Source organism: Mesorhizobium sp. L103C131B0 (genome assembly GCF_000502275.1).
Classification (GTDB): Bacteria; Pseudomonadota; Alphaproteobacteria; order Rhizobiales; family Rhizobiaceae; genus Mesorhizobium.
The window spans coordinates 494,714-508,479 of the sequence record NZ_AYXC01000002.1 but is presented as its reverse complement, the minus strand read 5'-3'; the positions used below and the strand labels follow the sequence as shown (position 1 = coordinate 508,479).

The 13,766-nt window shown below is 62.2% G+C and carries 13 protein-coding genes; 7 read left to right on the top strand and 6 right to left on the bottom strand.

Annotation, left to right across the window (positions count from 1 at the left end):
• Positions 1 to 113 precede the first annotated feature (113 nt).
• Complete coding sequence (locus X730_RS1000000168075) at positions 114 to 353, bottom strand: hypothetical protein (RefSeq protein ID WP_196814801.1); 240 nt, start codon at positions 351 to 353, stop codon at positions 114 to 116.
• Between X730_RS1000000168075 and X730_RS158810 the strand changes: the two genes are divergently transcribed.
• Positions 295 to 1,191, top strand: coding sequence for a PopZ family protein (locus X730_RS158810; protein WP_023825722.1), 897 nt, complete (start codon positions 295 to 297; stop codon positions 1,189 to 1,191). The two genes, X730_RS1000000168075 and X730_RS158810, sit on opposite strands and share 59 nt — an antisense overlap.
• 268 nt (positions 1,192 to 1,459) lie before the next feature.
• Complete coding sequence (locus tag X730_RS158815) at positions 1,460 to 4,243, top strand: valine--tRNA ligase (RefSeq protein ID WP_023825721.1); 2,784 nt, start codon at positions 1,460 to 1,462, stop codon at positions 4,241 to 4,243.
• Here X730_RS158815 and X730_RS1000000168070 read toward each other — a convergent pair.
• On the bottom strand, positions 4,192 to 4,452 hold the full coding sequence (locus X730_RS1000000168070; protein WP_196814797.1) for a hypothetical protein: 261 nt from the start codon (positions 4,450 to 4,452) through the stop codon (positions 4,192 to 4,194). The two genes, X730_RS158815 and X730_RS1000000168070, sit on opposite strands and share 52 nt — an antisense overlap.
• Before the next feature lie 149 nt (positions 4,453 to 4,601).
• Here X730_RS1000000168070 and X730_RS158820 point away from each other — a divergent pair, with 149 nt between their 5' ends.
• The 3 genes from X730_RS158820 (at position 4,602) to X730_RS158830 (ending at position 8,658) form a co-directional block, all read left to right on the top strand.
• Entirely contained in the window at positions 4,602 to 5,834 is a 1,233-nt protein-coding gene (locus tag X730_RS158820; RefSeq protein ID WP_023815403.1) for an OmpP1/FadL family transporter, read from the top strand.
• Positions 5,835 to 6,122: 288 nt separating this feature from the next.
• Positions 6,123 to 7,847, top strand: a complete 1,725-nt coding sequence (gene ilvD / locus X730_RS158825) for a dihydroxy-acid dehydratase (RefSeq protein ID WP_023688211.1) — start codon at positions 6,123 to 6,125, stop codon at positions 7,845 to 7,847.
• Positions 7,834 to 8,658 carry a tetratricopeptide repeat protein gene (locus X730_RS158830; protein WP_023805344.1) on the top strand — a complete coding sequence of 275 codons (825 nt, stop codon included), beginning with the start codon at positions 7,834 to 7,836 and terminating at the stop codon, positions 8,656 to 8,658. Before ilvD ends, X730_RS158830 begins: the two co-directional genes overlap by 14 nt.
• Before the next feature lie 44 nt (positions 8,659 to 8,702).
• Here the strand turns inward: X730_RS158830 and X730_RS158835 are convergent, their stop codons facing one another.
• The 4 genes from X730_RS158835 to erpA form a co-directional block, all read right to left on the bottom strand.
• Positions 8,703 to 8,957: a hypothetical protein gene (locus X730_RS158835; protein ID WP_245261303.1), complete on the bottom strand. Its 255-nt coding sequence runs from the start codon at positions 8,955 to 8,957 to the stop codon at positions 8,703 to 8,705.
• A gap of 116 nt (positions 8,958 to 9,073) precedes the next feature.
• A complete protein-coding gene (gene xth / locus X730_RS158840; RefSeq protein ID WP_023688213.1) occupies positions 9,074 to 9,868 on the bottom strand; it encodes an exodeoxyribonuclease III in 795 nt (264 codons plus the stop codon).
• Between the two features lie 8 nt (positions 9,869 to 9,876).
• The gene (locus X730_RS158845) at positions 9,877 to 10,269 is read right to left on the bottom strand and encodes a VOC family protein (protein ID WP_023667697.1); all 393 of its coding nucleotides are present in this window, start codon (positions 10,267 to 10,269) and stop codon (positions 9,877 to 9,879) included.
• A gap of 4 nt (positions 10,270 to 10,273) precedes the next feature.
• The gene (gene erpA / locus X730_RS158850) at positions 10,274 to 10,621 is read right to left on the bottom strand and encodes an iron-sulfur cluster insertion protein ErpA (protein ID WP_031196640.1); all 348 of its coding nucleotides are present in this window, start codon (positions 10,619 to 10,621) and stop codon (positions 10,274 to 10,276) included.
• Between the two features lie 75 nt (positions 10,622 to 10,696).
• On the opposite strand from erpA, the gene X730_RS158855 reads away from it, so the two are divergent.
• Entirely contained in the window at positions 10,697 to 11,911 is a 1,215-nt protein-coding gene (locus tag X730_RS158855) for a deoxyguanosinetriphosphate triphosphohydrolase (RefSeq protein ID WP_023688214.1), read from the top strand.
• A 62-nt stretch (positions 11,912 to 11,973) separates the two neighbouring features.
• A complete protein-coding gene (gene argS, locus X730_RS158860) occupies positions 11,974 to 13,737 on the top strand; it encodes an arginine--tRNA ligase (protein WP_023825719.1) in 1,764 nt (587 codons plus the stop codon).
• Positions 13,738 to 13,766 lie beyond the last annotated feature (29 nt).

Genomic DNA, 13,766 nt, shown 5'->3' with positions numbered 1-13,766 from the left:
GAAGCATTTCACGCCGCGCTTCCCATGGATGCGCGGCGTTTGTCTTTTGTAGCCTAAATTGTTGAAATCCGGCGTCTTCCGAGATTGGGGATTCTCGGATGGCGATCCGTCGGCTACGCTGTCGCCATGATTCGTATCCGGCTTTGCCGGACAGGAATCCAGGAACGGGTCACTACAGCGCCACGCGTCCGATGGATGCGCAAAGGACGCTGTAGAATTTTGATTTGCGCCTGATCCTCTTCGAAAATCGAAGATCGATTTTCGGGATCATGCGCGGGGGCGGCGGATGTGACGATGGCGACGGCAAGCAGCGCACAGCGCGAACCTTCCATGGAAGAAATACTGGCTTCCATCAGGAGGATCATCGAAGACAGCGACACCGGCCGCAAGCTGCCGGGCGACGCCGATGAGTTGCGCCAGGACCTTGTGCCGGCCGCCGGGCCTGTTTCGGATGTTGAGGCCTTCCGCAGCGAATTGCACAGCTCGACCGAAAGCAAGAAGCCGGTGACGCTGGCCGAGGTGCAGGCCCAACTGGCCGAGCCGGTGGTTGCGCGGCTGGAGCCGCGCTCCGAGCCGTCGCCAGTGAAGCCTGCCATTGCGGCAAATGCCACGACCGCCGCGCCACCCGCGCATGCTCCGATGACATTGGCGGAAGTAAGCGCCAGGATAGCCAGTGAGCCAGCTCCCGCCGTCAGGGCAGAAGCTGCAGTGCGGGCAAAGGCGGAAACCACCGACTCGATCGTCACGGATTGGCGCCGCGAAATCGCGTCCGTTGGCAATCAGGCAAAACCGGCTGACACAGTACGGCGGCCCGAGATCAGGCAGCCGGAGATCAGGCAGCCGGAGACTGAAAATCGGCAGGCAGCAATCGCGGAGGTCGAGGCTTTCGAGGACGATCTCGCTGCCGAGCCGGCTTTCGAGCCTCGTCCTTCGAGCGGCGAGCGCGCGCGCCCGGCCGATACAACTCCGGTTCGGTCGGCGATCGTTTCGGAACATACGGGACGGCAGGTCGCAGCCGCCTTCGGCGAGCTCTCCGACGCCTTCGCCAGCCGCAGCAAGAAGACCTTCGACGAGATGGCCGAGGAGATGCTGCGGCCGATGTTGCAGGACTGGCTGGACAACAATCTGCCGACGCTGGTCGAGCGCCTGGTACGCGAAGAAATCGAGCGCGTCGCGCGCGGCGCGCAGTAGGCATCACCACAGCCCGTTCCGGATTAAGGCGCCGCCTTCCGGCCGTGCTTTCTCGCTCCATCTCAGCTTCCGGCCGATGTCGCGAACGCGATCAGGTTGCCGTCGGGATCGCTGACGATGAAGGTGACGGGTATGGCCTTCCCGTTGAAATGACCAGGGCCCCGCCTATTGCGTTGAAGGACTGAGGCCGCCCTCGCGGTTGACTTGGCCAAAACCTTCCGATTTACACCGGGTCAGCAAAACTCCCGACCGCGCGGACCACTTTCCCATGCTTGAAAAGACCTACGACGCCAAGACCGTCGAGCCCAGGATCGCCAAAATCTGGGAAGAGGCGGACGCATTTCGCGCCGGCGCCGGCGCCGAGGAGGGGGCGGAGGCCTTCACCATCGTCATCCCGCCGCCCAACGTCACCGGCTCGCTGCATATGGGCCACGCACTCAACAACACGCTACAGGACATACTCGTGCGCTTCGAGCGCATGCGCGGCAAGAACGTGCTGTGGCAGCCGGGCATGGACCATGCCGGCATCGCCACCCAGATGGTGGTCGAGCGCCAGCTGATGGAGGAGCAGATCCATCGCCGCGATCTCACCCGCGAGCAGTTCATCGAGAAGGTCTGGGAGTGGAAGGCCGAGTCCGGCGGCGCCATCTTCAACCAGCTGAAGCGGCTCGGCGCCTCGGCGGACTGGTCGCGCGAACGTTTTACCATGGATGAAGGCCTGTCCAAGGCCGTGCTCGAAGTATTCGTCAGCCTCTACAAGGAAGGGCTGATCTACAAGGACAAGCGCCTTGTGAACTGGGACCCGAAGCTGTTGACGGCGATCTCCGACCTGGAGGTCGAGCCCCAGGAGATCAACGGCAATCTCTGGCACTTCCGCTATCCGATCGAAGGCGAGACTTTCGATCCGGAAAATTCGGCGACCTTCATTACCGTGGCGACGACACGGCCCGAGACGATGCTTGGCGATACGGCGGTTGCCGTGCACCCGGACGACGAGCGCTACCGGCATCTGGTCGGGAAAAATGTCGTGCTGCCGATCGTCGGCCGGAAAATCCCGGTTGTGGCTGACGAGTATTCCGACCCGGAAAAGGGTTCCGGCGCGGTCAAGATCACGCCGGCGCACGACTTCAACGATTTCGAGGTCGGCAAGCGCCACAAGCTGCCGGCGATCAACATCCTGACCATCGAGGCGGCAATAACGCTCAGGGATAATGAGGATTTTCTCGCCGGGCTCGACGTGACGCCGGAGCGTCAGGCCGTCTGGGACGAGCTCGACGGTCTCGACCGTTTCGTCGCGCGCAAGAAAATCGTCGAGCTGATGGAGACCGGCGGCTTCCTCGACAAGATCGAGCCGCACCGCCACGCCGTGCCGCATGGCGACCGCGGCGGCGTGCCGATCGAGCCGTTTCTGACCGAGCAGTGGTATGCAAACGCCGCCGAGCTCGCCAAGCCGGCGATCGCATCGGTGCGTGAAGGCCGTACCAACTTCGTGCCGAAGAACTGGGAAAAGACCTATTTTGACTGGATGGAGAACATTCAGCCCTGGTGTATTTCACGCCAGCTGTGGTGGGGTCATCAGATCCCGGCCTGGTACGGGCCGGACGGCCGCGTCTTCGTCGAGAAGACCGAGGAAGAGGCGCTGGGCGCCGCGATTGAATATTATCTGGCGCTGGAAGGCCCGTGGAAGGCCTGGGTCGAGGACAAGCTCGAGACCTTCAAGCCGGGCGAAATCCTGAGCCGCGACGAGGATGTGCTCGACACCTGGTTCTCGTCCGCACTGTGGCCGTTCTCGACACTGGGCTGGCCGGATCACACGCCGGAGCTGAAGACCTATTACCAGACCGACGTGCTGGTGACCGGTTTCGACATCATCTTCTTCTGGGTCGCCCGGATGATGATGATGGGCCTGCATTTCATGCACGAGGAGCCGTTCCACACCGTCTATGTGCATGCGCTGGTGCGCGACAAGAACGGGCAGAAGATGTCGAAGTCGAAAGGCAACGTCATCGATCCGCTCGACCTCATCGACGAGTTTGGCGCCGATGCACTGCGCTTCACGCTGACGGTGATGGCGGCGCAGGGGCGCGACGTGAAACTCGATCCGGCGCGCATCGCCGGCTACCGCAATTTCGGCACCAAGCTGTGGAACGCGACACGCTTTGCCGAGATGAACGAGGTCGCGCGCAATGACGATTTTTGGCTGAACGACGCCAAGTTGCCGGTCAACCGCTGGATCCTGACCGAATTGACCCGGGCGTCGCACGCGATCACCGAGGGCATCACCTCATACCGCTTCAACGAGGCGGCAGCGGCTGCCTACCGCTTCGTCTGGAACCTGTTCTGCGACTGGTATCTCGAACTGCTCAAGCCGGTGTTCATGGGCACTGACGAGGCGGCCAAAGCCGAAAGCCGCGCCTGCGTCGCCTTCGTGCTCGACGAGATCTACAAGCTGCTTCACCCCATGATGCCGTTCATGACGGAGGAGCTGTGGGCGCAGACGGCAGGTGAGGGCAGGACGCGCGCAACGCTGCTGTGCCACGCCGCCTGGCCGTCGCCCGACTTCGAGGACGCCGATGCAGCCGCCGACATCAACTGGCTGGTCGATCTGGTCTCCGGTATTCGCTCCGTGCGCTCTGAAATGAACGTGCCGCCGGCGGCGATCGCGCCGCTGGTGGTGGTCGGCGCCAGCGCCGAGACTCACCAGAGGCTGGAACGCCATGCGTCCGCCATCAAGCGGCTGGCGCGGGTCGGCGACATCTCGCTGCAGGATGCCGCACCCAAGGGCTCGGCCCAGATCGTGCTCAACGAGGCGACGATCTGCCTGCCGCTCGGCAGCCTGATCGATCTCTCCGCCGAGGCGGCGCGGCTGCAGAAGGAACTGGCCAAGGTGACCGAGGAAATCGCGCGGCTGCACAAGAAGCTGTCGAACGAAAGATTCGTCGCCAGCGCGCCGGAAGAGATCGTCGCGGCCGAGCGCGAAAAACTCGACGAATACCGCGATCAGCAGGAGAAGCTTTCGGTGGCGCTGACCAGGGTGCGCGACGCCGGTTGACGGCCGGATTCGCGAGACGCTTGCAGCGCTTCGCGAAGGTTCTTTTGCTCGAAAAATAGGCGTTCCGTTGCGTTAATATTGACGTAAACGGAAAGTTTCGACCCCATTGTTGCCATAATGTAACAATGGGGCCGAATGCCAGCAAAATAGCCGGTTTTGGTGCCGTTTTGAGCGGTTTTTTCTGATTTGTTCCCCAGTCTGCCGCCCAAATGGTCATTTTCGAACCTACCGGCCAGGCCGCCACTGTGTTCGAAATGCGGTCCGCAAGAGTGTACATGTACGCTATGTGAATTCATTGTTGCGCCGTTAACCCGAATTGGTTCTAGCTTGACGCACTAGTATTTCGGGGAGGACATCCATGAACAATTTGCGTTTGAAAACACTGCTGGGGGCGGGGTGTTTTTCGCTGGCTTTGATCGGTTCCGCGATGCATCCGGCGCGTGCCGGCGGCCTGGAGCGCGGCGGCTACGATATCGATCTGCTGTTCGATGCCTCGCCGTTCGCGACGGAAGCCGAAGCGACTTATGTGATGCCGGATCGCAAGTACAAGAATGCCCTCGGTCCAGCGAAGCAAGACCTTGGCCTGGGCACTTCGGCCGATGGTGCCGAGGGCTATTGGGTGCCGCGTATCGGAATGAAAGTTCAGGTTGTGCAGGGTGTCGACTGCATGGTCGACTATTCGCAGCCTTGGGGTGCCCACACTGCGCCCGGTGCCGCTTGGAACGGTGCGTTTTCCAATACAGAAACCGATATCAAGAGCAACAACTACGCCGGCACCTGCTCATACAAGTTTGATGCCGGTAAGGGTCAGCTCCGTTTTATCGGTGGCGTGTTCTATCAGGATATCTCGGGCTTCAAGGAAAGCCTAGTGAACCTCCTTCCGGCGTTGACAGGTCGTGTCGACCTGGAGACCAGCGGTTGGGGCTGGCGCGCTGGCGTTGCTTACGAAATCCCCGACATCGCGCTGCGCGCGAGTCTGGTCTACAATTCACAGGTTAAGCTCGACAATATCTCTGGCTCGCTGACTTTGCCGGATGGCTTGGGAGGGACCATCGTCAGGCCCATCTACGGCTCCACGCAGTACATGCCTGATTCCTTGGAGTTGAAATTGCAGTCGGGTATCGCTCCAGGCTGGCTAGCCTTCGGTTCGATCAAGTGGGTGAACTGGAGTGTGCTGCAAAGTGTTCCAATCTGCCCGACCGGCCTCGCTCCCCCAGCGGTGTGTTTCACGAACGGTCCGGGTCAAGTGACGTCGCTCGATCTGATGTATCGTGATGGCTGGACTGTTTCGGGCGGTATTGGTCACAAGTTCAACGATCAGTGGAGTGCTGCCGGTCAGCTAGCTTGGGATAGGGGAACTTCGCATGGCTACGGTGCGCAGACCGACACTTGGACGTTGGGTGGCGGCGTCGCCTATACACCGACCCCAAACGTTGAAGTTCGCTTGGGCGGTGCGGTCGGCGTGCTGACCAGCGGCCATTCCGGCACATTGGCCGGAGAGAATGGTTATGTTGCTGGCGAAGACTCCAGCTATGATTTCGGCAACGATCTGGTCACAGCTATTTCTGGTGGCGTTAAAATTAAGTTCTAAGTCTTTGGAAATAAAAACAAAAGGCCGGGTAGCGCTCGGCCTTTTTGTTTGCGCGGTTAGCGTCAGATCGGATCGGCAAGGGCCAGCGTTGCAAATCCGTCGCATCACTTCACCTCTCGCAATTGTGACGTTTTGGCAACAGTTCCCGACCAACCCCCGCGCTACAGCCTCGACCGAAGAAATTGCCCATTTCCCGCCATAAACCCGGCGCACCTCGAATTCGTCTCGGGACACGCACCACAAGGCTCGGCGATGAGGCAGGCCGCACCGCCCGCGGCAAGGAAGAGAATGGACGCCAAAGTCATTTCCAAGGCTAAGCTCCCTAGCCGCCATGTGACCGTCGGTCCGGCGCGTGCGCCGCACCGTTCGTATCTCTATGCCATGGGCCTGTCTGCCGCCGAGATCGCACAGCCGCTGGTCGGCGTCGCCTCCTGCTGGAACGAAGCGGCGCCTTGCAACATCTCGCTGATGCGCCAGGCGCAAGTGGTCAAGAAGGGCGTCGCCGCAGCCAACGGCACGCCGCGCGAATTCTGCACCATCACCGTCACCGACGGCATCGCCATGGGGCACCAGGGCATGAAGTCGTCGCTGGTGTCGCGCGATGTCATTGCCGATTCGGTCGAACTCACCATGCGGGGCCATTGCTACGATGCGCTGGTCGGCCTTGCCGGCTGCGACAAGTCGCTGCCCGGCATGATGATGGCCATGGTGCGGCTCAACGTGCCGTCGATCTTCATCTATGGCGGCTCGATCCTGCCGGGCTCCTATCGCGGCCGCCAGATCACTGTGCAGGACGTGTTCGAAGCAGTCGGCCAGCATTCGGTCGGCACGGTCAGCGATGCCGAACTGCTCGAGATCGAGCAGGCGGCGTGTCCGTCCGCCGGCTCCTGCGGGGCCCAGTTCACAGCCAACACCATGGCCACCGTCGCCGAGGCGATTGGCCTCGCGCTGCCCTATTCCTGCGGCGCGCCGGCGCCTTACGAGATGCGCGACCGCTTCAATTTCGCCTCCGGCGAAAAGATCATGGAGCTGATCGCCAAGAACATCCGGCCGCGCGACATCGTCACGCTGAAGGCGCTGGAGAATGCGGCGACCGTGGTCTCGGCCACCGGCGGCTCGACCAATGCGGCTTTGCACCTGCCGGCGATCGCGCATGAGGCAGGCATCAAGTTCGACCTGTTCGACGTTGCCGCGATTTTCGAGAAGACGCCCTACATCGCCGACCTCAAGCCGGGCGGCAAATATGTCGCCAAGGACATGTTCGAGGCCGGCGGCATTCCGCTGTTGATGAAGACGCTGCTCGACCACGGCTATCTGCATGGCGACTGCATGACCGTGACTGGCCGTACTTTGGCCGAAAACATGGAGCATGTTGCCTGGAATGATAGCCAGGATGTGGTCCGTCCCGCCAACCGACCAATCACCCAAACCGGCGGTGTCGTGGGCTTGAAGGGCAACCTTGCCCCCGAAGGCGCGATCGTGAAGGTCGCGGGCATGACGGAGCTGAAATTCTCAGGTCCGGCACGGTGTTTCGATTCGGAAGAGGAATGTTTCGAGGCGGTCACGCACCGCAACTACCGGGAAGGCGAGGTTCTCGTCATCCGTTACGAAGGTCCGCGCGGCGGCCCGGGCATGCGCGAGATGCTGTCGACGACGGCGGCGCTCTACGGCCAGGGCATGGGCGGCAAGGTCGCCCTCATCACCGACGGTCGTTTTTCGGGCGCGACGCGCGGTTTCTGCATCGGCCATGTCGGGCCAGAAGCTGCCGTTGGCGGCCCGATCGGACTGCTGAAGGATGGCGACGTGATCTCGATCGACGCAACCAAAGGCACGATCGAGGTCGACCTGTCCGAGGCTGAACTGGCAACGCGGGCGAAGGCCTGGAAGGCGCGCACGACCGACTATCAGTCGGGCGCGATCTGGAAATATGCACAGACGGTAGGGCCAGCCCGCGACGGCGCGGTCACCCATCCCGGCGGTGCCAAAGAAACACATTGCTATGCGGATATCTGAGTTGTTGAGGTCGTCTGTCCTTCCGGCACTGGTCGCTGTTGCGATCTTTGGCGCCGTGGGCCAGGCCATGGCCTTCGACGACAAGGTGTTCGACGACAAGACCGGCGTGAAGCCGCAATCGAGCCCATGGGCCGTGTTCCAGTTCGGCTTCTCCGCCTACAAGAGCGGCCACAAGGAACAGGCGGTCGAGGCCTATAAATACGCCGCCGAAAACGGCCAGATCGGCGCCACCTGGAAGCTCGCGCGCATGTATGCCGAAGGCGACGGCGTGACGCGCGACGACTATGCGGCGTTCAAGTTCTTCTCCGAGATCGTCGATCAGGATGTCGAGCCGGGGTCGCCGGAGGAAAGCTATGTCTCCGACGCGCTGGTGGCGTTGGGCGACTATCTCAGGACAGGCATTCCCGGTAGCCCGGTCGAGGAAAACGAGGTCGCGGCGCAGGAATATTACATGCGTGCGGCCGCCAACTACCGCAATCCGAACGCCCAGTTCGAGATGGGCCAGATGTTTTTGAAGGGCGAGGGCGGCGTGAAGGCCAGCGTCAAGCAGGCCGGTCGCTGGTTCCAACTCGCCGCCGAAAAGGGCCATGCCGGCGCCCAGGCGACGCTCGGCAATCTTCTGTTCCAGAGCGGCAAGATCGTGCGCGGGCTGGCCATGATGACCGCCGCGCTCGAACGCGCCTCGCCGAGCGACCAGCCGTGGATCCGCGGCATGCAGGAAGAGGCATTTGCCGCCGCCGGCGAAGCCGACCGCCGCACGGCGATTTCGCTTGCCGACGATATTCTCACCAAGGGTGGTGACGACCAGTGAAATTGCCAATCTCCCCCTCAAGGGGGGAGATTAGCTCACATCCATCAGTTCTCGGTGAGTTCCGCCGGCACCGCTCTGTGCACCGGCATCGAGATCGGCGTGACGTGCAGATGCGGCTTAATCGTGCTGTCGGGACAGGTATTGCCGATCTTGGTCCATGAGGTGTTGTTGAGCACCAGGTCGCAGCGGGCCATATGGCTCTTGTCTGAAACCGTCAGGCAGGTGACCTGGCCGACCTGGTAGGACTTGCCATTGGCCAGGCACTGCTGGTCGGCAAGTGCCGCTGCAGGGGAGGCCATGGCAAATGCTAGGCCGATCGGGCAAAGGAGGAATCGTAGTGCCATGGAACCCCAGCCGCCATGCTGATCTCTGACTGAATGGCGCGATTGTGGCGATATCAGGGTTTCGGCTGATATCAGGCCGGCAGCAGCGCCAGATCGATCGCCACCGGCACATGGTCGGAAGGCTTTTCCCAGGCGCGCACATGCTTTTCGATCGAGGCCGAGGAAAAGCGGTTGGCCGCTTCGGGCGACAACAGCAGATGGTCGATGCGGATGCCGTTGTTCTTCTGCCAGGCGCCGGCCTGGTAGTCCCAGAAGGTGTAGACGTCGGCCGCATCGGTGACGGCGCGCACCGCCTCTGTAAAGCCGAGATTCTTCAGCCGCCGGAAGGCCTGCCGGGTCTGCGGCTGGAACAGCGCATCGCCAAGCCAGTTCTCGGGGAAGCGCGCATCGACCGGCTCGGGGATGACATTGTAGTCGCCGGCCAGCACCAGCGCCTCCTCCAGAAGCAGCCGCTGCTCGGCCCAGCGATGCAGCCGTTCCATCCAGGCCAGCTTGTAGGGAAACTTCTTCTCATCATCGACCGGGTTGCCGTTGGGCAGATAGAGCGAGGCGACGCGCAGCGCGCCCTGGTCGGTCGAGAACACGCCCTCGATGAAGCGCGCCTGCTCATCAGTCTCGTCGCCTGGCAGGCCTCTGATAACCTCGTCGAAGGGAAGCTTCGACAGCAGGGCGACGCCGTTAAAGCCCTTCTGGCCATGGGTTTCCACGTTGTAGCCAAGCGCCTCGATCTCGGCGCGCGGGAACTGCTCGTCGACCGACTTGATCTCCTGCAGGCAGACGATGTCGGGCTGGCTTTCGCTCAGCCAGTGGGTGAGGTTGCCGATGCGGGCGCGAATGCCGTTTATGTTCCAGGTAACGATTTTCATGGGCGGCCTCAGGGATGTTCGGGCGAAAGACGTTCGACAAGCCCGATCGTATTGCCTGCCGGGTCCTTTAGAAAGGCCATCCACTCGCTTTCCCCCGCCGTTCCGAACGTGCCTTCGGTGTCGTTGTGGACGAGCGCCGGCGGTGCGGTGAAGGGAACGCCGGACGCTTTCGCCTCGGCGTGGAAGGCTTCGAGCCCGGCTATATCGAGATAGACGGTGCCGGCCGGAACGCCATCGGTGAACAGCAACCTGATATCACCGGCCATGATGAAGGCGATGCCCGGCGGATCGTAGCGGGCGTGAACGTTGAGGCCGAGCACATCGCGCCAGAAGGCCAGCGTGACGTCGAGGTCGCGCCCGGCCGACAGTGCTACCTGACGGACCGGGCCGACGCCGGACATCTGCCTAGATGGAGAAACTGGTGCCGCAGCCGCAGGAGGCGACTGCATTGGGGTTGCGGATCTGGAACGATTGGCCCATCAGATCGTCGACGAAGTCGATCACCGAGCCGCCCATATAGACCAGCGACAAATCGTCGATCAGCACGGTGGCGCCGTCCTTTTCGATGGCGACGTCGTCGTCATTGCGCGTATCGACCAGGTCGAACTTGTAGGAAAAGCCGGAGCAGCCGCCGCCCTCTACGGAGACGCGCAGCGCCGTCTTGCCGGCCTCGCCAGAGACGATTTTCGCAATCCGCCTGGCGGCGGCGCCGGTCATCTCGACTTTCATGGCAGTCTTGGCATCAGCGCCCATGGCGTCACCTTGCTTTCGGTTTCACATGATAGGTATGAAGCGGGAAGGGGCAAGTCAACTGCGGCGGCATCAGCCATGACAAATGAGCTTGGCGACATTGGGTTCGGCTATCGGCCGCGCGCGGCCTATGCCAGCGACCCAGCCAGGTCGCGCGGGCGGCTCTATGACGAGGTCGAGAGCCCGACTCGCACGCCATTCCAGCGCGACCGCGACCGTATCATTCATTCGACTGCCTTCCGCCGCCTGAAGCACAAGACGCAGGTGTTCGTCGCCCATGAAGGCGACCACTATCGCACCCGGCTGACGCATTCGATCGAGGTGGCGCAGATTGCGCGGGCTCTGGCGCGAGCGCTGCGCGGCGACGAGGATCTGGCCGAGGCGGTCGCCTTGGTGCACGATTTCGGTCACACGCCGTTCGGCCATACCGGCGAGGACGCGCTGAACGAGCGGATGGCCCAATGGGGCGGCTTCGACCACAATGCGCAGTCGCTGCGCGTGGTGACGCGGCTGGAGCGGCGTTATGCCGAGTTCGACGGGCTGAACCTGACCTGGGAAACGCTGGAAGGCCTGGTGAAGCACAATGGCCCGCTGACCGACGCCAAGGGAAAAGGGCTCAAAGGCCCGGTGCCGCAGGCGATCCGCGACTATTCCGAGCTGCACGACCTCGAACTCGACCATTTCGCCGGCATCGAGGCGCAATGTGCTGCGATCGCCGACGATATCGCCTACAACACCCATGACATCGACGACGGCCTGCGCTCCGGCTTCCTGACATTGGACATGCTGGAAACGGTGGCGCTGCCGGGATCGATCCTGGCAAGCGTGCGCGCGCGCTATCCGGGCCTGGACGATGTGCGCACCGGCCATGAGCTGATGCGCCGGCAGATCACGATGATGGTCGAGGATGTCATTGTTTCCACCACCGCCAATCTTGAGCGCATCAAGCCTGACAGCGCCGAAGCGGTGCGGGCGGCGGGCGAAACGATGGTGACCTTTTCCGCTGACGTGGCGGCGACCGAGAAGGAATTGAAGACCTTTCTCTACAAGCATCTCTACCGGCATGACGAGGTGATGCGCGTGCGCACTCAGGCCGAGCAGATCGTGCGCGACCTGTTCGATGTCTATTACGCCGATCCGCGCGCCATGCCGGACGGCTGGCGGGAGGGGCTCGACCGGGCGGAGGACCGCATCAAGGCGCGCAGCGTCGCCGATTTCCTCGCGGGGATGACGGATACCTACGCCTTGAAGGAACACCGCCGTCTGTTTGACCATACGCCCGATTTAAGCTAGGGCGGGCGCGATTTGCCGGCCAATGAGCCGGTTCCCCTGCACAGTCCGCCAGAGCAAGACCCATGAACATCTTCGCCGATTTCAGCGCGCGAATCACAAAAGCCGTCGAAGCGCTTGATTTGAAAGACAGTAATGGCGTTTCGCCCGACCTGTCGCGCATCGCCGTCGAGCCGCCGCGCGACGCCAGCCATGGCGATCTCGCCACCAATGCGGCGATGGTACTGGCCAAGCCGACAGGGCACAACCCGCGGGCGCTGGCCGAGCGGCTGGTGGAAGTGCTGCGCAGCGACGCCGATGTTGCCGAAGCCGACGTCGCCGGTCCCGGCTTCGTCAATCTCCGGCTCAAGGACGCTTTCTGGCAGGCACATCTGACCGCGGTGCTCGGCGAGGGGCAAAACTACGGCCGCTCGACCATTGGTGGCGGCAAGAAGACCAATGTCGAATATGTCTCGGCCAATCCGACCGGGCCGATGCATGTCGGCCATTGCCGGGGCGCGGTTGTCGGCGACACGCTCGCCAATCTGATGGCCTTCGCCGGCTATGACGTCACCAAGGAATACATCATCAACGACGCCGGCGCGCAGATCGACGTGCTCGGGCGTTCGGCCTTCCTGCGCTACCGCGAAGCGCTGGGCGACGACGTTGGCGAGATACCGGCCGGCCTCTATCCCGGCGATTACCTTGTGCCGGTCGGTCAGGCGCTGGCTGCCGAATTTGGCCGCAAGCTCTTGCAGATGCCCGACGATGAGTCGCTGGCAATCGTCAAGGACCGCACGATCGACGCCATGATGGTGATGATCCGCGAGGATCTGGCGTTGCTCAATGTGCATCACGACGTTTTCTTCTCCGAGCGCACGCTGCATGCCGACAATGCCAAAAAAATCCGCTCGGCGATCAACGATCTGACGCTGAAAGGCCATATCTACAAGGGCAAGCTACCGCCGCCCAAGGGCGAGAAGCCGGACGACTGGGAAGACCGCGAGCAGACGCTGTTTCGCTCGACGGCGGTCGGCGACGACATGGACCGGGCGCTGGTCAAGTCCGACGGCTCGTTCACCTATTTCGCCGCCGACGTCGCCTATCTCAAGGACAAGGTCGACCGCGGTTTCGTCGGCCTGATCTATGTGCTGGGCGCCGACCATGGCGGCTACGTCAAGCGGCTGGAAGCGCTGGCGCGGGCGATTGCAGGCGATGATCTGAAGCTGCAACTCACGGTGCTGCTGTGCAATCTGGTGAAGCTGTTTCGCGATGGCGAACCGATTCGGATGTCGAAGCGGTCGGGCGACTTCGTGACCTTGCGCGAAGCGGTGGAGGAGGTGGGCCGCGATGCGATCCGCTTCATGATGCTCTACCGCAAGAGCGATGCGCCGCTCGACTTCGATTTCGCCAAGGTCACCGAACAGTCCAAGGACAATCCCGTGTTCTACGTGCAGTACGCTTCGGCGCGCTGTCATTCGGTGTTCCGGCAGGCGAGCGAGCAACTGGGCGAGGCCAATTTCGACCGCAACAGCCTGGCCGCGGCCTCGGCGTCGCTCACCGATGAGGGCGAGATCGGCCTGATCCGGAAGCTGGCTGAATATCCCCGGCTGGTCGAATCTGCGGCCCTTGCGCTGGAGCCGCACCGGCTGGCATTCTACCTCTACGATCTGGCTTCCAGCTTCCATGGACACTGGAATCGGGGCACCGAGAATGCCGACTTACGTTTTATTAAGGTTAACGACCGACAATTGACTCATGCCAGACTAGGGCTGGTGCAGGCTGTTTCGGATGTTTTGACCTCCGGCCTGACGCTGATTGGGGCTGATGCGCCCACTGAGATGCGTTAGGTTTAACTAAAACACCTGTCACCATTTGC